A 20649-nucleotide genomic window follows, 5' to 3' on the forward strand; every position below is an offset into this window, starting at 1 on the left:
TACGCCACTGGGTGAAGATCAGCTTCGGTTCCGCTCGATGGCGGGCACTGAGGGACTGTCGCAGCTGTTCGAGTTCGAGGTCGACCTGCTGAGCCCGAGCGCGGCGATTGACCTGAAGTCGGTGCTGGGCAAGCCCTTGACGCTGGAGATCCAAACGGCGGTAGCGGGCGAGCCGCGCTTCTTGAACGGGCAGGTGGTGCGCTTCTCGATGGTGGGCCGCGAAGGCGGCACCTCGCGCCACACCGTGTACCGGGCGAGCGTTCGGCCATGGCTGTGGTACTTGACGCGCTCGAGCGACAACAAGATCTTCCAGGACAAGTCGGTGGTGGAGATCCTGGAAGAGGTGTTCGGCGACTACGGCTTTGCGTTCGAGAAGAAGTTGAGCGGCAGCTACCGGCAGTGGGAGTACTGCGTGCAGTACAACGAGAGCGACTTCGCCTTCGTCAGCCGGCTGATGGAGCTCGAAGGCATCTATTACTACTTCAAGCACGAGAAGAACCAGCACACCCTGGTGTTGGCCGACGACATCGGCGCGCACGAGCCGATGCCCGGCTATGAGACCATCGACTACTTCGCGGCAGACCGCGACATCAGCGAAGACCTGGAAGTCATCCGCGACTGGCAGCCCAGCGAGGAAGTGCGCTCGGGCCGCTACACGGTGGACGACTTCAACTTCACCACGCCCAAGGGCGATCTCGTGAACGTGCGCAGCCAGCCCAGGTCGCACGACAACGCCGACTACGAGATCTACGAGTGGCTGGGCGACTACCCCGCTGCCGGCGATGGCGAGCACTACGCGCGCGTTCGGCTCGAAGAGTCGCAGGCGCTCGCGCAGCGCAGCAACGGCCAGGCGACCGTGCGCGGCATGGCGCCGGGCTACAAGTTCACCATGCGCAACTCGCCGCGTTCGGACGACAACCAGGAGTACCTCGCGGTGGCGGTGTCGTACGCACTGCGCGAAGGCGGCTACGCGAGCGGGGCGACCAGCGGCGAGTACAACTTCGACTTCGTGGTGCAGCCCACCTCGCTGGCGTTCAGGGCCCCGAGGCAGACGCCTGTGCCGCGCACCAGCGGTCCGCAGACGGCGACCGTGGTGGGTCCCGAGGGCGAGGAGATCTGGACCGACGAGTACGGTCGGGTGAAGGTGCAGTTCCACTGGGACCGCTACGGCCAGCGCAACGAGAACAGCTCGCGCTTCGTGCGCGTGTCGCACATCTGGGCCGGAGAGCGCTTCGGGGGCGTGTTCACGCCGCGCATCGGGCAGGAGGTGGTGGTGGACTTCATCGGCGGGCGTGCCGACCGGCCGGTGATCGTGGGGCGCGTGTACAACGCGGAYCAGATGCCGCCGTTCGCGCTGCCTGGGGAGGCCACCAAGAGCGGCATCGTGACGCGCTCGAGCAAGGGCGGCTCGGGCGCGAACGCGAACGCCTTCGTGTTCGAGGACAAGATGGGCGCGGAGCAGATCCTGCTGCATGCGGAGCGCAACCTGGACGTGGAGGTGGARGGCGACGAGACGCACACSACYSASAAGACGCGCACGACGCTGATCAAGGGKCAYGAGTCGGCSACCTACGAGTCGGGCGAGGAGCGGCACATCACGGGCGGTGCGGAAGAGACCATCGACGGCGGCGAGGAGCGCACGGTGACGGGCGGTGTGACCGAGACGGTGACGGACGGCGAGACGCGCACGATCACGGGCGGAGCGACCGAGACAATCACGGGCGGCGAGACGCGCACGGTGAACGGTGGCATCNGTGACCGAGACGGTGACGGACGGCGAGACGCGCACGATCACGGGCGGAGCGACCGAGACAATCACGGGCGGCGAGACGCGCACGGTGAACGGTGGCATCGTCGAAACGGTCAACGGCGGGATCGTGCTCACGGTCAACGGCAATACCATCCGGCTCGTGACCGGCGCGGACATCCGGATCACCGGCGCCGGGCGCATCGAGATCATCAACGCGATCGACCTCAAGGTGGTGGTGGGTCCCGACCTCACCATCGTCGCGGGCCCGAAGCTGGTCTACGCGCCTACCATCGTCAACAGCACCACCGACTACACGATCAAGACGACCAACTACACGCTCAATGCCGAGATCGGCATCTTCAACACGCCCAAGAAGACGCTCAATGCGGCCAACCAGAATTGGCTGATCGGTTTTCTCAAGATGCTGACCTATCACCGGCTGAAGGTTGTAGGCGTGGCCACCGACTTCTACGGATTCAAGCTGCAGTTCTCCGGCAACAACATGCAGTTCAACACTCGCTGGTTCCTGAACTGGGCGACCTACTTCTTCCTTGATGCGCCCTTCAAACTCGTCTATGCGCCGAAGAAGGTCGAGACCGGTGCGGTGAGCGTCATGGGCACGCTGATGTACTGCACCAATTACTTCAAGACCCGGAAGTCATGAGGCGTCACACCAGGCAAGGCATGCAGAGCAACGAACCGGAAGGAGACCGTCGATGGAACGCGTCGTGAAAGTCCATTCGCCGCTGGGCGGAGATCAGCTCATGTTCCGCTCGATGCATGGCAGCGAAGGTCTTTCGCGGCTGTTCGAGTTCGAGGTCGATCTGCTGAGTCCGCGGCCTTCGATCGATGCCCAGTCGGTGCTTGGCAAAGCGCTGACGCTGGAATTGCGGACGACAGGCGAACCGCGCTTCCTCGACGGGCAGGTGGTGCGCTTCTCGATGGTGGGGCGCGAAGGCGGCACCTCGCGCCACACCGTGTACCGGGCCACCGTGCGCCCGTGGCTGTGGTACCTCACCCGCTCGAGCGACAACAGGATCTTCCAGAGCAAGTCGGTGGTCGAGATCCTCGAAGAGGTGTTCGGCGACTACGGCTTTGCCTTCGAGAAGAAGCTCAGCGGCACGTACCGGTGCTGGGAATACTGCGTGCAGTACAACGAGAGCGACTTCGCCTTCGTCAGCCGGCTGATGGAGCTCGAGGGCATCTACTACTATTTCAAGCACGAGAAGAACCAGCACACCCTGGTGCTGGCCGACGACATCGGCGCGCACGAGGCGATGCCCGGCTACGAGACCATCGACTACTTCGCGGCCGATCGGCCGATCACCGAAGACATGGAGGTCATCGACGACTGGCAGATGACCGAAGAAGTGCGCACCGGCAGCTACACGGTGGACGACTTCAACTTCACCACACCCAAGGGCGACCTGAGCAGCATACGCAGCCAGCCTCATTCGCACGACAACGCCGGCTACGACATGTACGAGTGGCTGGGCGAGCACACCGACAGCGGGCAGGCAGAGCACTATGCGCGCGTGCGGCTGGAGGAGGCGCAATCGCTCGCGCAGCGCAGCAACGGCCATGCGACGGTGCGTGGCATGGCGCCCGGGCGCACATTCACGCTGCGCAATGCACCGCGCGGTGATGACAACGGCGAATACCTGATCATCTCGGTGTCGTATGCGCTGCGGGAGGGCGGTTACGCCACCGGCAGCGCGCCGGGCAGCTACGGATTCGGCTTTGTCGCGCAGCCGGCCACCAACCCGTTCCGCGCGCCGCGCCAGACGCCCATGCCCCGTACCAGTGGCCCGCAGACTGCGACCGTGGTGGGCCCCGAGGGCGAAGAAATCTGGACTGACCAGTACGGGCGCGTCAAGCTTCAGTTCCACTGGGACCGCGCAGGCCTCGGAAACGAAAACAGTTCGAGCTGGGTGCGGGTTTCGCAAGCCTGGGCCGGCGAGGGCTTCGGCACCGTCCACCTGCCGCGCATCGGCCAGGAAGTGGTGGTCGACTTCATCGGTGGGCACATCGATCGCCCCATCGTCGTCGGCCGCGTCTACAACGCGGACCAGATGCCACCGTTCGACCTGCCGGGCGAGGCAACCAAGAGCGGCATCGTCTCGCGATCGAGCAAGGGCGGCGCGGTTGCCAATGCCAATGCGATCCTCTTCGAGGACGCGATGGGCGCCGAGCGAGTGCTGCTGCATGCGGAGCGCAACTTGGACGTGGAGGTGGAGGGCGACGAAACGCATACCACGAACAAGACACGCACGACGCTGATCAAGGGGCACGAGTCGTCGACCTTCGAAGCGGGCGAGGAGCGGCACATCACCAGCGGGGCGGTAGAGACGATCGACGGCGGCGAGGAGCGCACGGTGACCGGTGGCGCGACCGAGACAGTGACGGATGGGGAGACGCGCATGATCTCCGGCGGCGCGACCGAGACGATCTCGGGGGGGGAGACGCGCTTGGTTGACGGCGGCATCGTCGAGACCGACAACGGCGGTGTAATCGTGACCATCAACGGCACCGTGCTGCGCCTCGTCAGCGGCGCGGATATCCGCATCACCGGCAGCGGCCGGGTGGAAATCATCAATGCAGTCGACATCACCCTGGTGCAGGGACCGAAGCTGAAGACCGTGCTGGGACCAAAGTTCGTCTACGCGCCCAGCATGCTCAACGTCAGCACGAACTACTCCGTCAATACGACCAACTTCAAGCTCAATGCCACCGTCACTGTCGTCAACACGCCAGACCAAACTGTGAATTCCGATGACCAATGCTGGCTCCGCCATGTCGTGAGAGAAGGCTATCTCCACCAGATGATGCTTGTGGGAAACAGCCTTGAAAGGTTCGGCAACAAGATCCAGCTCGCACACTGGAACACACTGCTTCAAGTCGGCGCGTTCGTAAACATCTCGGGGCTCAACTGGATCCAGTCGCAGAAGAAGAGCGACGTGCCATGGACCAAGGTGAAAGCGGCGGCCGTCGCGTTACGGACCGGTATGAAGCGCAAGACAACCACCGGCGCGGAGATTGAGGCTTGAAGCGGGCCTCCGCCGAAAGGAGCCCCTAATGGGTTGGCTCGACATCGTCGGCCCGATCGTGGGTGTTGTCGTGATGGGCTCCGTCATCCTCGTGACTTCAATGCTCGCGCGCAGCGCTTTGTCGACGGAGTCTCTTCATGCGAAGGAAGAGAAGGTCTGGGAGCAACTCAAGGTCCAGGGCCTGCGCGCCGAGGCCGACATCCTGGTGCTGGCTCGGCCGAGCAATCGACTCGTGGTCTGGAGAAACGGCTCGCCGAGCATGGCGGCGGCGGAGTTGCGTGTGCGATACCGCGACGAGGCTGGCGTGACGCACGAGGCCAGCGTGAAGACCTTCATCGACGAGGAACTGCTCGCCAATTTCAGCATCGGCAAGAAGGTGGCGATCGTGTACACGGACGACGATCCCGAGCGGATCGCCATCGATCGCGAACGGGCCCAGGTAGCCTTTGTGACCCTATGAAGATCATCAAACCCTTGCGGCTGGCGATGCTCACTCGCCCGTTCACCAACGACCAGCGCCACTGGCTGGCGGTGACCGTCATCGCCATGACCGACACGCTGGGCCGCGACGCCCGGCTCATTCCCGAGCCGCATTGCTGGCAGACCTTCGGTGAAGAGCTCGGCGGCGAAGCGCCGTTCGACCTCGCGATGCCCAAGGCGAGGCCGGAGTTCCTCGTCAGCGGCCAGGCGTACACCGCCCATCAGGACGATAAGACGCAGTGCGCCGTGAGCGTGCGCCTCGGGCCGAAGCGCAAGGACCTGCTGGTTTTCGGCAACCGCTTCTGGAACGACGGCCGCGCGAGCCCCCCCCAGGCCTTTGATTCGCTGCGTATCGACTGGCGCCACGCCTACGGCGGCCCCGCCTTTGCGGAGAATTCCATCGGCATCGGGCACGGCAAGGAGCAAGTCAACGGCCTGGACGTTCGCCTTCTGCCCAACGTCGAGCATCCCGCCGGGCGGGTGCATCGGCCTGATCAAGCCACGGTGCCCGCGGGCTTCGGCCCCGTGGACCTCCAGCGGCCCTCGCGCGCGAACCGGCTGGGCCGGCAGTACGACGAACACTGGCAGCAGCACCTGTTTCCTGGATTCGCCAAGGACATGGACTGGCACTACTTCAACGCGGCACCCGAAGACCAGTGGCTGGCGCCCGAGGACGGCGATATCGCGGGCGCCGACTTCGAGATCTGGAACATGCATCCCGACCACCCCGTCCTGCGCGGCAAGGTGCCGGACTGGCGCGCGCGCTGCATCGTCGTGCGCGGCCCTATCAACAGCCTGACGCTTGCCGAGGGAACGCTCGACGACGTGCCGATGCGCCTGAGCACGGCTTGGTTCTTTCCCCATCTTGAACGCATGAGCCTGATCTATCACGGCGTCATTCCGGTCGGACAGGACGATGCCGCCGATATCACCCACGCGATGATCGCGATGGAGGATGCGGCGCAACCGCCGCGGGACCTGGCTGCCTGGCGCGACCTGCTATCGCTGCGCTGTGAGTCCGAGGACCGCGCGCTCTACGGCATGTTCGACGAACTGCTGATGCCCGAGTCCATCATCGGCCCGTGGCCGGAGGTCGACGCGCAGTTCGAGGACTCTCCATTGCGCCGGAACATGAAGGTGCGCGCGGCGCTGGAGCGTGAGAAGGCAAGAGGCGAACTCCGGGCGGCCGGCTTCGGCCCTGCTGACGATCCGCTGCCCGACTCGCCCATGGAGAAGTTGCCGACCTCGCTGCGTGAGCTGCCTGCCTATATCCAGAAGGGCAAGGACATGATCGAGGAGCAGCGCCAGAAGCTCGAGGAAGGGCGCAGGGCGATCGGCGAGGCGGCGCAGGCTAATGCCGTGCATTCGCGCCAGGCCGGCTTCGACACCTCCAAGCTGGTGGAGCGCGCCGAGGAACTGCAAAAGAAGGGGCCCCCGAAGGCCGAGGATTGGGCCAGGATCGAATCCATGCTCCGCCGTACGGAAGGTGGCGGCTATGCACCGTCCGCGCAGCAGGTGGAGCAGATGCGCAAACTGATTGAGACCTCTCGGGCCACTCTGCTGGAGAGCTACCGTCGCACCGCCCACATGCAGGACGCGGCCGATGCGATGACGCCCGAGCAGGCGCAGCGCGCGCGCGCCGACGTCGAGCGCATTCTCGCCGGCACACGGGACTTTTCCGATCTCGACCTGACCGGCGCAGACCTGTCGAACATGGATTTGCGCAACGCGCGCTGGCATCGCGCGTTGCTGGAGAGCGCCGATTTGAGCGGCAGCGTGCTCGACAACGGCGACATGCAGGATGCCGTGCTCACGCGCGCGCGCCTAGAGGGAACATCCCTGCGCGGCGTCAACCTGGCGCTTTGCAATTTCGCGCTGGCCCGGTGCAGCCGCGCCGACTTCACCGGTGCGTCCTTCAACGAGACCGTGCTCGCGGGTTTCGCCGCCGAGAGCTGCGACTTCACGCAGGCCGAGATGGCGGAGCTCGATCTCCCGGAGGCCACGCTGACCGGGTGCAGTTTCGAGCGAGCCCGATTATCGGTGGTGACCTTCGACGAGGGCAGCATGCTGAGCGGGCTGCGCTTCACCGATGCCCATCTGCATAAGGTGGCGTGGATCGAATGCAAGGTTGCCGACTTGGCGTTTTCGGGTGCCCATCTCGACACCTGTGACTGGACCGAGACCGACTGCAGCAACCAAGTCGACTTTTCGGATGCTAGTGTGCTCAGCACTTGCTTCGTGGACGAAAGCCATCTGAGCGGCGCCAACTTCCAGGGCGCTGTGCTGATCGACTGCAACCTGCGCGAGATCAACATCGATGGCGCCGATTTCCGCGATGCCCGCCTGGACAACACCGACTTTTCGGATGCCTCGATGCGCGGCGCCATGCTCGCGGGCGCGGATGCGAGCGGCGCCATGTTCGTGCGCACCGATCTCACGGGCGCCTCGCTGATCGATGCCAACCTCATCGATGCCGACCTGCAGAAGGCGATCCTGGTGGCGGCGGACTTTCATCGCGCCAACCTGTTCATGGCCGACTTGTCTCAGTGCCTGATCGACGACACGACGCGCTTCGACGAGGCCTACACCCTGCAGGTGATCACCACGCCCCGGCGCAGGGAGAAAGAGCAAGTGCAGAAGGTCGTGCAATGACGCCCAAGCAGTTGGAGGCCACGATCAAGCAAGGCCAGGAGATCATCGATGCGGACCTGCAGGGCATGGATTTGCGCGGACTCGATCTTTCGGGCGGCCTCTTCATCAACACCAATCTGTCGGGCGCCGACCTGACCGGCGCGCAGATCAACGGCAGCCAGTTCGACGGCTGCCGTCTTGCGGGCGCCACGCTTGACCAGGCCGATGCCAGCCACTCGACCTTTCACCGCGGCAATGCCTCGGGCGTGCGCATGACGGGCGCGACGCTGGACAACGCGGCCTTTCACGCAGTGTCGCTGTCCGACGCGCGCTTTGACGAGGGGGAGGCGGGTTTGTTAAGCTTCACGAGCTGCGACCTGAGCCGGGCCTCGTTCAGCGGACTGGTGTCGGAGATGATGGTGTTCCACGACACCCGGCTCGAGGGGACCTGCTTCGCCGACACCCTGATGCACAAGACGACCTTCTACCAGGCGGACCTGCGCACCGCGGTGTTCGACCGCGCCCGGTTCGTCCACACGATCTTCATCGAATCGGATCTGTCGGGGCTGGTGTTCCGGGGGCAGGAATTCGAAGGCTGCCAGTTCACCGACGCGAATTTGTCAGGTTGCGATTTCGAGGCCGCGACGCTGGCCCAGTGCAACTTCAAGGGCGCCCGGTTCGAAGGCGCCTCGCTGCGGCGCGTGACCGCGCCCCAGTGCGTGTTCGTCGAGGCGAGGCTCGAGGGCGTGGCCTTCAACGGCGGCAATTGCATGCAGAGCGTCTGGGCCGATGCACGGCTAGCGGGCGCGGACCTGTCGGGCGCCATCCTCGAGCAGTGCGTCTTCCACCGCGCGCACTGTAAAGGCACCGACTTCTCGTCATCGCAGCTGGCCTATGCGGACTTCTCCTACGCCGATCTGAGCGATGCGCAGTTCCGCGACGCTACCTTGCTGCGCACCAGAATCCATCGCGCGCTGCTCGAGGGCACGCATTTCTCCGACCGCGGCGGCCTGCTGCTCAAGGACCAGGCACTCTTCGATGCCGAGGAGGTCTCGGCCCGGCGTCCGGCGCATCGCGATCCCCCCAGGAAGAAGGCTTCGGCCGAGCATTTTCCAAACCCGATCGCCCCGAAAGACTCCACATGATGACTGACTCTCATGCACCGCAAGGCACCGCCGCGGCGAACGCGCAGCGCCCGAGCGTAGCCGTTGCAGCGAGACATGCGCCCGGATCAGGCGCGGTGAACGCGCTGGGCACGGTCACCGCCATCCTTCCGGGCGGCATCCACAGCGTGCAGGGCGATGGACGCACGCTGCGTTGCCTGCGCGCCGCCAGTTGCCTGCTGCGGCCCGAGATCGGCGACACCGTGCTGGTCAGCGGCCCCGACGAGCAACGCCTCTATTTGACGGCCGTGGCCGAGCAAGCCGACGCGCGCATGGCACGCATCGACGTCGCGGGCGATCTGACGCTGGCCTCCGAACACGGCGCGGTCCGGCTGCACAGCACCACCGAACTCCAGTTGCGCGGCGACAAAGTCGTGGACATGCGCACCGCACAGTTGCGCATTGGTGCGCAATCCGCCGACTGCCAGGTCGGACGGATGAGCTACCAGGGCGAGGAGGCGCGCGCCACGGTACTGAACATCCGGATCGTCGGGCGCGTTTATGAGGCCATCGTGGACCGACTGATCCACCTGAGCAAATCGGCCTTCCGCATGACGGAGGGCCTGGAGCAACTGCAGGCGGGACAGATCGACTACAAGGCGAGCGAGACCGCGCGCGTGCATGGACGCAATACGGTGGTGACCGCCAAGGACCTGATCAAGGCGGACGCCAAGCAGATCCACATGGGGTGAACCAGAACCCCGAAACTTCAACGAAGGAGATGCCGAAATGTTTTTTGCCTGCCAGGGGCCCAGCCTCGATGTCGGGTTCCCGGACGTCTGCAAGACGCCCGCGATCCCGTTCCCTCACGTGGACTTGGGGCTGGGTTTCATGGCCATTCCCAACGTCACCAACATCCTGTGGATGTGCATGCCTGCGCACAACAAGAAGACCAAGATCCCGCTGACCTTCGGCGACAGCGCCGGCATCGGCTTGGGCGTGCGCAGGCCCAGGGTGATGGGCTACTCCAAGAAAATCACGGCGTCCAACACCTTCCTGATCAAGGGTTCGCCGGCGACGCGCCTCACCAGCCTTACGCAGCAGAACGGCGGCAATTCCCCCGGGGCTCTGCTGACGCCGCCGCAAACCAAGTGCGTCGATCTCTGCGCGTGAAAGGCTGAGTCCGTCCGGCTCGATGCGGACGGGCGCGGCGAATGCCCGTCGCTCAGGGCCTGGCGGCGGGCTGCGCCGTCCCCGCCAGCGTCACCTGCTGCGGAAACCCCACCCACACGGCCAGCGCCGAGTAGTTGTCGCGCGACTCGTCGGCCTTGGCTTCGGCCGCGCGGCGCAGCAGCGCGAGCCACTCTTCCGCACTGTCGGCCAGCTGCAGCGATCGCTCCATCACCTGCTGCGAGATGAGCTGCCACAACCCGTCGGTGCACAGCAGGAACGCATCGCCGTCGGCGAGCCGCTGCGGCGTCGACACGGTGGTCTCCGCAGTGGCCCTTGCACCCAGTGCGCGGTACAGCAGGTTGGTCTTCACCAGCCGCTCGCCTCCGTTGGCGCCGTTGCCCAGCGCGGCTTCGCCCGAGCGCTCCGACAGGCTGTGGTCTTCGGTGCGCTGCATCAGCGCGCCGCGGCGGAACCAGTAAAGGCGGCTGTCGCCCACATGGGCCCACGAGGCTTGGCCGCTCGTGCGGTCCACGAACAGCGAGACGATGGTCGCGCTCATCCGGCTCTGGTCGGCGAGCTCCCGCTGCTTGGCAAGGATGGCGTCGTTGGCGGCCTTCACGGCCTGCTGGATGTCGTGTTGCGCCACCGAGGGGTTGTCGACGAAGGTGTTGAGCGCGGTATCGACCGCGATGCGCGCGGCCAGCTCGCCGCCAGCGTTGCCGCCGACGCCGTCGCTCACGACGAAGCAGGCGTTGTATTCGTCCAGGTGATAGCCGATGGCATCCTGGTTGCCGCTGCGCTCACCCACGCAGGAGAACTGCGAAGTCGAAATGGGAACCGCGAATGCACGGGTGGTTTCAAGCACGGCGTGCCTCCTTCAAGCGTTCCATCTCCTTGTCGTAGGCCTGCTGGAAGGCCCGGCCGAAGACGGCTTGGAAGTCGTCCTCGACGGCCGCGGTGGTCTCGGCATGCAGCTTCTGCAGCTGGCGCCACAAACGCGCCTCGCGGCCGCCGGGCAGCAGCTTCTCGCCCAGTCCGCCGTCGTGCGGCGTGGCGGTGTTCAGCGCCGTGGGATCGAAGCGCTTCAGCACCGTGAGCAGCGCCGCGCGCATGCCGGCCACCATGCCGAGTTGATGCGACTGCAGGTCGCCGAGCGCGTCGTGCACGGCGGCTTCGGGCGACAGGAAGCCCGGCATGCGCGCGCCGAACATCTGCATCAGCACGGCGCGGCCGTTGGGAAGAATCTTGAACGGGTTGTTTTCCTCGTCGACGATCATCGTGATCTCGGCGCGCACTTCGCGCTTGAGCATGGCGCGCGACGAGAGCAGTTCGATGGTGCCGTCGGTGAAGGCGCGCATGAGCCGGCCGAGGCGGCGCATGGCCTCGGCGTCCAGCGGCTGCTGACCGGCCACGTCGGGCACGCCTGCGCCTTCGAGAAAAGCCTTGAAGAGTTCGTCCGGCGAGGCGTTCGATGATGGCGATGCAGATGGCGCCACGGCGGCAAGCGGCGGGGGCGCGGCAGGCTTGGGTTGCGGTGCGGTCGGTTCCGGCGCCGTGGCCTTCGCAGGCGGCGCGGTCTCCATGCGAACGGCCGTGGCCGGCGCCAAGGCGGGAGGGCTCACGGATTCGACAGGCGCCGATGCTGGTGGTGGTGGTGGTGGTGGCGGCGGTTCGGGCGGCGCGGACACCTTTGCCTTCACCGGCTTCGCCACAGCCGGCGGCGGATCGATGGCCACAGGGGTCGGCGGCCTGAACTGCGTCGACATTTCGCGCGCATGGTTCGCATGGCTGGGCCCTTGTGGCACGGCCGGCTTGGCGAGCAGGTCGAGGGCGGGGTGCACGTTGCCGAGCGGGTCTTCGTGGGTCAGCGCGGTGGGGCGCGGATCGGAAAGTGGCGAAGGCGCGTTGCTGTCGGCGGCAAAGAACGACAGCGGGTCCACGCCACGCGCGAGCGCCACGTCGGACATGTCATTGGCCGCCTGCGCGTTCATCTCGGCCAGCGGATCGACCGGATTCCTGCGCGCCTGCGATGGCAGCTCGAAGGGCTCGTGCGCCATCGGGTCGGGCATGGGCTCGGTCGCACTCTGTTCGCGGCGCGGTGCGTTGGCGAGGATGGCGTCCCAATCGGCGGCGGAGGGAATCTGCGAAGCCACCGGACGGACACTGGCGGGCGATGGCGATGGCGATGGCGATGGCGATGGCACCGGTGCCACCGCCGGTGCTGGCGGCGGAGCCAACACAGGCATCGCCACTTGCGGCGGTTCCGATGCTGGCGGCGGCATGGCCACGGTGGCGGGCTGTGCCTCGCCGATGGGCAGCGCGCCAGCGCCGAAGAGATCGGAGAACACATCGGACACAGGCGCGGCCGGCAGCAACGTGTCCATGGACGTTGGTGCCATCGCATTCGCGGGTACGGGAACATCGCGCACGGGTGCGATGGGCGGTGGTGCCGCGGCCGGCATCGGCGCAGCGGCTGCGGCGCGATGCCCGCTAGCTGCTTCCAGCACATAGCTCCCGATGGTCACGCGGTCGCCATCGGCCACCGGCGATTCCTGCTCATGCTGCAGCGTGCGCCCGTTGACGCCGATCGGCAGCACTGCGCTCATGTTGCGCAGTACCGCCACACCCTTGTCGTCAAAGCGAACGGTGGCTTGCAGCCGCGAGATCTGGCGCTGCTCGTCGGGCAGCACTAGGTGGTTGTCGGGGCTTCGGCCGATCGTTCCGCCGGGCGCCGCGAGAAAAGCCGAGGGCCCCGAGGCCAACGGCCTGCCGGCATGTTCGATCACCGTCCAACGCATGGCAATTCCCTCACTCTCTCTGTCTGTTCATGTCGAGCCGCGGCCATCGCCTGCGGCACTCAACGCTTCATTCGCTTGGCTGCTTCGAAGGCGGGGCCCCAGACCGGGTGCTTGCGCTCGGCAACGCTCAGGTCGAAGTTGGGAAACGCATCAAGAAGCTTGCGAAATTGCGCGCGGCATTCGGGCACCTGGTTGGCCACGCAGTAGCTGAAGGCCTCGAGCTTCATGGCGTCGAGCCGCGTGGCGGGCTCGGCCGCGTCGAACACCGAGACGCCGCCGCTCTTGAGCGTGGTGATGGCCTTGGCGTAATCGCCTTCGTCATATGCCTGCTGCGCGCGTTCGAGCGTGGTGCGCGCCACTTGCTGGCTCAATCGTTCGGGTTGCGGCGGCTCGGGCGGGGGCGTGGTCGTGCAACCAGCCACCCAGAATAACGTGAACGCCAAAGCAGGCAGACATGACTTCAATCTTCTCTCCTACCTCGCAAAAGGCAATGCTTGAGACAGTGTGCCGCTGTCATTGCGACAGGCACACGATGCGTCGCGGTTCGTGCGCACGACTTCGATAATATAGGCCGCGAACCTTTGGAGAAGATCTCATGCATCGACGAACCTTGCTTCAAGGCGCACTTGCAACCGCACCGTTGTTGGGTGTCCTCGGTGGATGCGCATCGACAGCGAAGTCATTGCCCACACCTTATGCCGTGACCATTCGCATCGACGATGGTGTCAACCCCGACGGGCGTGGCCAGCCGGCGCCGATTCTCGTCAAGGTCTTCGAATTGAAATCTTCCGGCAACTTCGAGACGGCTGACTACTTTGCACTACAGGACCGCGACCGAGAAACGCTGTCGACGGAGCTCGTCAACGCTGACCAGGCCATCATGCGCAGCGGCGAAGAGCGCGTCTTCAAGCGCGAGGCGGGGCTCGATTCGCGTGCCATCGGCATCATTGCCGGATACCGCAAGCTCGAGGCCTCGCGCTGGCGCATCGTGCTGCCGCTCAAGGAACCGAAGCAAACCAACCTGTACAAGGTGTGGCAGTTTTCGCCGAGCGAACAAGGCGTGCGCATCGCCATTCGGAAGACAGGCATCGAGTTACTACCAACTCGTTAACTTCCATACTTTCAGTAGTGCTTAAGTGCGAGTAGTCGCGCAAGAAATTCGGTGCAAAACGTAAGAAGCGCCGTGTAGCATCAAGAGAAAAAAATCGATCATTCGGGAGACGTCGAAAGACGCATCTCGCCGCTTCAGTGTGGGCACGCCCCAGGAGGTTCTTTGGTGACAGTTCGCAATCCGGGCGCCGTCAGGCAGGGCGTCCATCCGCAGGCGTTGGCGAATCGCGTGGTGTGGTCCGAGGGCATGTACCTGCGGCCCCAGCACTTCCAGCAGCTGGAGCGCTATGTCGAGCAGTACGTCACGCGCCGCACCGCCGGCCTGCAAGGCGCCTACTGGGGATGGCTTCACCTGGACATCGACCGCGATGCCTATGCGCTTGGCCGCGTGTCGCTGCTGGGCGGCGCGGGCGTGCTGCCCGACGGCACGCCGTTCTCGTTCGGCGCCGAAGATGCACCGCCGCCCTATGAAGTGCCAGGCGACCTGACCGACGAGCTCATCGTGCTCGCGCTGCCGCTGCGCCGCACCGGCAGCGAAGAGGTCATCTTCTCGGACGACGAAGGCTCGGCCGCGCGTTTCGGCGTGATCGAGCGCGAGGTGGCCGATGGCAACGCGGTGGCGCTCGGCCCCGCGGTGCTGCAGCTGGCCAGGCCGCGCCTGCGCCTTGCGCGCGCGTCGTCGCTCACGGCGGAGTGGCAGGCGATTGGCGCGGTGCGCGTGATCGAGCGCCGCACCGACCACAAGCTGGTGATCGACGCCAACTACATTCCGCCGGTGCTCGATGCGTCGGCGCACGCCATGCTGCGCAGCATGATCGCCGAGCTGCACGGCCTGCTCACGCAGCGCTCGGAAGCACTGGCCTCGCGCCTCTCTCAGCCCGGGCGCGGCGGCGTGAGCGAGGTCTCCGACTTTCTTCTGCTCGAACTGGTGAACCGCTATCTCGCGACCACCTGGCATGCGCAGCAGGCGGTGCAGGTGCACCCCGAAGAACTGTTCGTTGATTGGCTCAAGCTCGCCTGCCATCTGGCCACCCACACCTCGCCCACGCGGCGGCCCGTGGTATGGCCGGTGTACGACCACGACAACCTCAACGAGAGCATCCGGCCGCTGATGGAAGAGCTGCGGCGCTCGCTGTCGGCGGTGCTCGAGCAGAGCGCCATCGCCATCGAGCTCGAGGAGCGCAGCCACGGCGTGCGCGTGGGACGCATGCCCGACCCTGTGCTGGTGCGCAATGCGGGCTTCGTGCTCGCGGTGCATGCCGACCTTCCCGCCGACGCGATCCAGCAGCGCTTTCCGACGCAGGTCAAGATCGGCTCCGTCGAGCGCATCCGCGACTTGGTGCAACTGCAATTGCCCGGCGTGACGGTGCGGCCGCTGCCCGTGGCGCCGCGGCAGATTCCCTACAACGCGGGCTACCACTACTTCGAGCTCGACAAGAGCGGCGACATGTGGCGCCAGCTCGAAAAATCGGGCGGCGTTGCAATGCACCTGGCCGGCGACTTCCCGGGGCTGGCCATGGAGTTCTGGGCAATTCGCCCGTGAGGGACCCTATGAACGGTGTCAACGACATGGCTGTCGGTCCGGGAGGCTTCGTGCCGCCGAATCCGGGCGGCGGCGGCAACAGCGCCAACAGTGACCACGCGGGCACGCCCCAGGCGGCGCGGGGCCCCGGCCAGCAACCCCAGTCATTCACCGCATGGCACGACGCACGCCGTCCGCATGCGGGCGACACGGCGCTGGCGGGCAACAACCCGCTCGTGGCCGCAGCCAATCCGCTGCTCGACCTGATTCCGCAGATCCGCGCCACGGGCCACCACGACGCGCCCGCGCAATTGCGCGAGCACCTGGTCGACGAGGTGAGGCGCTTCGAAACGCGCGCGCAGCAAAGCGGCATTGCACCCGAAGTGATCATCGGCGCGCGCTACTGCCTGTGCACCGCCGTCGATGAGGCCGCCGCGCTCACGCCCTGGGGCGGCAGCATCTGGTCGTCGCAGAGCCTGCTCGTGATGTTCCACAACGAGACCTGGGGCGGCGAGAAATTCTTCCAGCTGCTGTCGCGCCTGGTGCAGAACCCGCAGCAACACCTGCAGCTCATCGAGCTCATCTATTTCTGCCTGGCGATGGGTTTCGAAGGGCGCTTTCGCGTCATCGACAACGGCCGCACGCAGCTCGAGACGCTCAAGCAGCGGCTGCTGCAGATCATCCGCCAGGCGCGTGGAGAAATTGCCGTGCCGCTCTCTCCGCATTGGCAGGACGCGAGCGCGCCGGTGCGCCGCACGCGCAACTGGCTGCCGCTGTGGGCCGTGGGCGCGGTGGCGGCGGTGCTGCTGGTGCTGGTCTTCGGCGTGCTCACGTTCAGCCTGGCCGGCCGCTCGGATGGTGCGTTCGCGGCCGTGAATGCAGTGCGCCTGCCGCAGACCGCGCGCGCCGTGGTGCAGCCTGCGCCCCAACCTCGGCTGCAGCGCTTTCTCGAACCCGAGATCCGCGACGGCCTGTTGACGGTGCGCGACGAAGCCGACCGCAGCGTGGTGGTGCTGCGCGGCGATGGCCTGTTCGCATCGGGATCGGACCGCGTGCTCGACCGCTATGCGCCCGTGCTCGCGCGCGTGGCCGATGCGCTCAACTCCGTGGAAGGCAACGTGCTGGTCAGCGGCTTCAGCGACGACCAGCCGATTCGCAGCGTGCGTTTTCCATCCAACTGGCAGCTCTCACAGGCGCGCGCCGATGCGGTCAAGAAAATGATCGCCACGCGCGTCACCCGGCCCGAGCGCCTGCGCGCCGAAGGCCGCGGCGATGCTGACCCTCTGGCGCCCAACGATTCGCCGGCCAACCGTGCGCGCAACCGGCGTGTCGAAGTGACGCTGCTGGTGGCACCGGTGGCGGGCGCCGCAGCCGCAGTGCCGCAAGGAGGAGCCCGCTGATGCTGCGCGCGATTTTCCGTTTTCTCGTGAGCCGCGACCTGTGGGTCTTTCTCGGCCTCTTGGCCGTCGCGTTCCTGATCTGGGTCATCGGTCCCGTCATCGCGGTGGGCCGCTACCGGCCGTTCGAAAGCGAGTTCGTCCGCATCGTGGTCATCGCGCTGATGTTCACGATCTGGATCGCGCGGGTGCTCTACCGCAAGTGGCGCGAGCGGCGCCTCAATGCGCAGTTGCTCAACCAGCTGCGCACGCCGTCCGCCAAAGAGAAGGCCGCCAAGCCCGAAGACGCACCCGAGATCAAGGAGCTGCAAAGCGGCTTCACCGACGCCACCGCCATCCTGAAGAACATGCGCTTCGGCTCGGGTGCCGAAGGCAAGGCCGCAGGCCGCTTCGCGGTGTTCGACCGGCAGTACCTGTACCAGCTGCCCTGGTACATCTTCATCGGCGCGCCGGGCTCGGGCAAGACCACGGCGCTGGTCAACTCCGACCTCGACTTTCCGCTGGCCGACCAGCTCGGCAAGGCCGCGGTGCGCGGCATCGGCGGCACGCGCAACTGCGACTGGTGGTTTACCAACGAGGCGGTGCTGATCGACACCGCCGGGCGCTACACCACGCACGAGAGCAACCGCGAAACCGACGAAAGCGAGTGGAAGGGTTTTCTCGACCTGCTGAAGAAATTCCGCCCGCGCCAGCCGATCAACGGCGCGATCCTCACGATCAGCATTGCCGACCTGCCGTTGGCCGACGACGCGCAGCGCGCGCGCCACGCCATGGCGCTGCGCAAGCGGCTGCTCGAACTGCGCAACGGCCTGGGCATCAACTTTCCGGTGTACGTGCTGGTCACCAAGACCGACTTGCTGGCCGGTTTCAACGAGTACTTCGGCTCGCTGGGCCGCGCCGAGCGCTCGCAGGTTTGGGGCTTCACCTTTCCGATCGACGCCAATCCGGCGGACCCGGCCAAGGCCGACCTGCGCGAGCGCTTCCACCAGGAATACAAGCTGCTGCACCAGCGTCTGGACGAGCGCCTGCCCGAGCTGCTGGCGGCCGAGCCCGACCAGATGCGGCGCGCGCAGGCCTACCTGCTGCCGCAGCAGTTCGCGAGCTTCGAGGACATCCTCGGCACCTTCCTGGCCGACGTGTTCAACCCGTCGAAGTTCGAAGTCGCACCCATGCTCCGCGGCGTGTACTTCACCAGCGGAACACAGGAGGGCACGGCCTTCGACCGCGTGATGGGCGCCATCAAGCGCTACCTGCAGGTCAACGCGCCGCCCGCGCCGCCGCCGGGTCCGGGCAAGAGCTACTTCCTGAAGGAGCTGCTGCAGCAGGTGATCTTCCGCGACGCGGGCGTGGCCGGCACCAACCTGCGCTGGTACCGGCGCAAGCGGGCCATCGACCTGGCGGGCTACAGCCTCATCGGTTTGTTGCTGGTGGTGCTGCTGGGGGCCGGCATCAACAGCTGGCGCAACAACCGCGACTACGTGGCCGAGGTCGACAACAACGCAAAGGCCTTCAACAAGGCCGCGGCGCGCGGCGAGCTGCCGACCGTGGTCGATTCGAACAGCGACATCGCGACCTCCCTACCGGTGCTCGACCGCCTGCGCGACCTGCCCAAGTCGAGCCAGTTCGACATCGGCGACCCGCCCGTCGGCTACCGCTTCGGGCTCTACCAGGGCGAGAAGCTCCAGGCCGCGACCGATGGCGTCTACCAGCGCGCGCTCGAGAGCGTGCTGCTGCCGCAGGCGGCACAGCGCGTGGAGCAGGCGCTGCGCGAAGCATCGAAGACCGATGCCGAATACAGCTACGAGGCTCTCAAGGCCTACCTCATGTTGTACGACGCGGAGCGCTACGACGCCGACTTTCTGCAGGCCTGGCTGCTCACCGACGTGGACCGCAAGATCGGCGCCTCACTCACGCGCGAGCAGCGTGCCAATCTCGAGACGCACCTGCAGGCGCTGTTCGCGGGGCGCGTGGTGACCTCGCCGTTCGCCAAGGACGACCGGCTCGTGACCGAGACGCGCGGCCGGCTGGCCGGCGTGCCGCTGGCGCAGCGCTCCTATGCGCGGCTGCGGCGCATCCTGCTGCAGACCAGCCCGCCCAACGCCTTCAGCATTGCGGAGTCGGCGGGGGCCGAGTCGGCGCTGGTCATCAAGCGCGCGAGCGGCAAGCCATTGACCGACGGCATCCCGACGCTGTTCACCTACCGCGGCTACTGGGACATCTTCGACAAGCGCATGGCGGAGACCACGCTCGCGCTCGAACAGGAAGACCGCTGGGTGCTGCAGATCCGCGCGCCGGGCATCACCGACATCACGTCGCGCGAGCTGCTCCTGCGCGAAGTGCGGCGGCTCTATCTCACCGACTACATCCGCGTCTGGGACGAGTACCTGGCCGACGTGCGCCTGGCCGACAGCCGCTCGCTGCTGCAGAGCATCCAGATGACGCGCGTGCTCTCGACCTCGGAGTCGCCGATGTCGCGCCTCATTCGCGGCGCCGCGCGCGAGACCGACCTGCTGCGCAACCACGACGAGGCCGCGCGCAGCCTGCTCGACCAGGCGCAGAACCGCGTGGCCAGCACGCGCGAACGCATCGAGCAGCTCATCGGCCAGCCCGACGGCAGCCAACGCCGCAACACCGCGCTCGACAGGCCCGAGTCGCTGGTGGACAACCACTTTGCACCCTTGCGCCGCATGGTGACGGCGCCCAAGGCCGGCGGCCAAGCGCCCATCGATGCGACGGCCGCGCTCATCAACGAGCTCTACACCTTTCTCACGGCCACCGACACGGCTTTGCGCAGCGGCAACATCCCGCCTTCGAGCGATGCGGTGACCAAGGTGCAGGCCGAAGCGGGGCGCCTGCCGGTGCCGTTCCAGGGCATGCTGAACGACCTTTCGGCCACCGCGTCGTCCAAGGCCGCGGCGGTGACGCGGCAGAACATCGGGCAGAGCGCGGCCGCCACCATCGGGCAGTTCTGCAGCCAGGCGATTGCGGGGCGCTATCCGTTCTCCCGCGGGTCGAACCGCGACGTGGCCGCCGGCGACTTTGCGCAGCTCTTTGCGCCGGGCGGCATGATGGACGACTTCTTCCAGAAGAACCTCGCCTCCCAGGTCGACACCGCCGTCAATCCGTGGGCTTTCAAGAAGGGCGTGGACGGCAGCTCGCCGGGGCGCTCTGCGTACCTCGATTCGTTCCAGAAAGCGCAGGCGATACGCGACGTGTTCTTCATGGGCATGGCGGGCGGGCGCACGCCCTCGTTCAGCATCGACATCCGGCCCGAGGACATGGATGCGGCCATCAGCCAGTTCACGCTCGACATCGACGGCCAGACGGTGCGCTATGCGCACGGCCCGCAGGCGCCCAGCACCGTCAAGTGGCCCGGCCCGCGCAACAGCAACCAGGTGCGGCTGCAGGTGACCACCGCCAACGGCACGCCGGCCGGCGGTATCGTGACGGAAGGGCCGTGGGCGCTGCACCGGCTGTTCGACAAGGCCTCGGTATCGGCGGGCAACTCGCCCGAATCGTTCAACGCCACTTTCGACTTTCAGGGCAAGAAGGTGGTGCTGGCGGTGACGGCGAACAGCGTCTACAACCCGCTGCGCCTGTCCCAGATGAACGGCTTTTCATGCCCCGGGAAGTCCTGA

14 protein-coding genes are annotated in these 20649 nt (G+C 66.2%); 11 read left to right on the forward strand and 3 right to left on the reverse strand.

Annotated elements, in window-relative coordinates; all coding sequences use genetic code 11:
- The 7 genes from ASC78_RS10280 to ASC78_RS10310 form a co-directional block, all read left to right on the forward strand.
- Window positions 1–1753 (forward strand): type VI secretion system Vgr family protein (locus tag ASC78_RS10280; RefSeq protein ID WP_235505051.1); only part of this gene is annotated, 1753 nt, incomplete at both ends.
- A gap of 713 nt (window positions 1754–2466) precedes the next feature.
- Window positions 2467–4797 carry a type VI secretion system Vgr family protein gene (locus tag ASC78_RS10285; protein WP_055800293.1) on the forward strand — a complete coding sequence of 777 codons (2331 nt, stop codon included), beginning with the start codon at window positions 2467–2469 and terminating at the stop codon, window positions 4795–4797.
- A gap of 28 nt (window positions 4798–4825) precedes the next feature.
- The gene (locus ASC78_RS10290) at window positions 4826–5257 is read left to right on the forward strand and encodes a hypothetical protein (RefSeq protein ID WP_055800298.1); all 432 of its coding nucleotides are present in this window, start codon (window positions 4826–4828) and stop codon (window positions 5255–5257) included.
- Window positions 5254–7929 (forward strand): DUF2169 family type VI secretion system accessory protein, encoded by a 2676-nt coding sequence (locus tag ASC78_RS10295; RefSeq protein ID WP_055800301.1) that lies wholly within the window; start codon window positions 5254–5256, stop codon window positions 7927–7929. The genes ASC78_RS10290 and ASC78_RS10295 overlap by 4 nt, the downstream gene beginning before the upstream one ends.
- The gene (locus ASC78_RS10300; protein WP_055800304.1) at window positions 7926–9053 is read left to right on the forward strand and encodes a pentapeptide repeat-containing protein; all 1128 of its coding nucleotides are present in this window, start codon (window positions 7926–7928) and stop codon (window positions 9051–9053) included. The genes ASC78_RS10295 and ASC78_RS10300 overlap by 4 nt, the downstream gene beginning before the upstream one ends.
- Window positions 9050–9763, forward strand: a complete 714-nt coding sequence (locus tag ASC78_RS10305) for a DUF3540 domain-containing protein (protein ID WP_082517496.1) — start codon at window positions 9050–9052, stop codon at window positions 9761–9763. The genes ASC78_RS10300 and ASC78_RS10305 overlap by 4 nt, the downstream gene beginning before the upstream one ends.
- 37 nt (window positions 9764–9800) lie before the next feature.
- A complete protein-coding gene (locus ASC78_RS10310) occupies window positions 9801–10184 on the forward strand; it encodes a DUF4150 domain-containing protein (RefSeq protein ID WP_055800307.1) in 384 nt (127 codons plus the stop codon).
- A gap of 52 nt (window positions 10185–10236) precedes the next feature.
- On the opposite strand, the gene ASC78_RS10315 is transcribed toward ASC78_RS10310, so the two are convergent.
- The 3 genes from ASC78_RS10315 to ASC78_RS10325 are packed head-to-tail and all read right to left on the reverse strand — an operon-like array spanning window position 10237 to window position 13353.
- Complete coding sequence (locus ASC78_RS10315) at window positions 10237–11049, reverse strand: PP2C family protein-serine/threonine phosphatase (protein ID WP_055800310.1); 813 nt, start codon at window positions 11047–11049, stop codon at window positions 10237–10239.
- Window positions 11042–12982, reverse strand: coding sequence for a type VI secretion system-associated FHA domain protein TagH (gene tagH, locus ASC78_RS10320; protein WP_055800312.1), 1941 nt, complete (start codon window positions 12980–12982; stop codon window positions 11042–11044). Before tagH ends, ASC78_RS10315 begins: the two co-directional genes overlap by 8 nt.
- 59 nt (window positions 12983–13041) lie before the next feature.
- Window positions 13042–13353 carry a TssQ family T6SS-associated lipoprotein gene (locus tag ASC78_RS10325; protein WP_235505052.1) on the reverse strand — a complete coding sequence of 104 codons (312 nt, stop codon included), beginning with the start codon at window positions 13351–13353 and terminating at the stop codon, window positions 13042–13044.
- Window positions 13354–13577: 224 nt separating this feature from the next.
- Here ASC78_RS10325 and tssJ point away from each other — a divergent pair, with 224 nt between their 5' ends.
- From tssJ to tssM, 4 genes are all read left to right on the forward strand, one after another.
- A complete protein-coding gene (tssJ, locus tag ASC78_RS10330; protein ID WP_055800318.1) occupies window positions 13578–14093 on the forward strand; it encodes a type VI secretion system lipoprotein TssJ in 516 nt (171 codons plus the stop codon).
- Between the two features lie 246 nt (window positions 14094–14339).
- Complete coding sequence (tssK, locus tag ASC78_RS10335) at window positions 14340–15635, forward strand: type VI secretion system baseplate subunit TssK (protein WP_235505084.1); 1296 nt, start codon at window positions 14340–14342, stop codon at window positions 15633–15635.
- 8 nt (window positions 15636–15643) lie between these two features.
- Entirely contained in the window at window positions 15644–17014 is a 1371-nt protein-coding gene (locus ASC78_RS10340) for a DotU family type VI secretion system protein (RefSeq protein ID WP_055800324.1), read from the forward strand.
- Window positions 17014–20649, forward strand: a complete 3636-nt coding sequence (gene tssM / locus ASC78_RS10345) for a type VI secretion system membrane subunit TssM (protein WP_055800327.1) — start codon at window positions 17014–17016, stop codon at window positions 20647–20649. Before ASC78_RS10340 ends, tssM begins: the two co-directional genes overlap by 1 nt.

Origin of the sequence: Variovorax sp. Root318D1, from assembly GCF_001424835.1 — a bacterium.
GTDB lineage: Bacteria > Pseudomonadota > Gammaproteobacteria > Burkholderiales > Burkholderiaceae_C > Variovorax.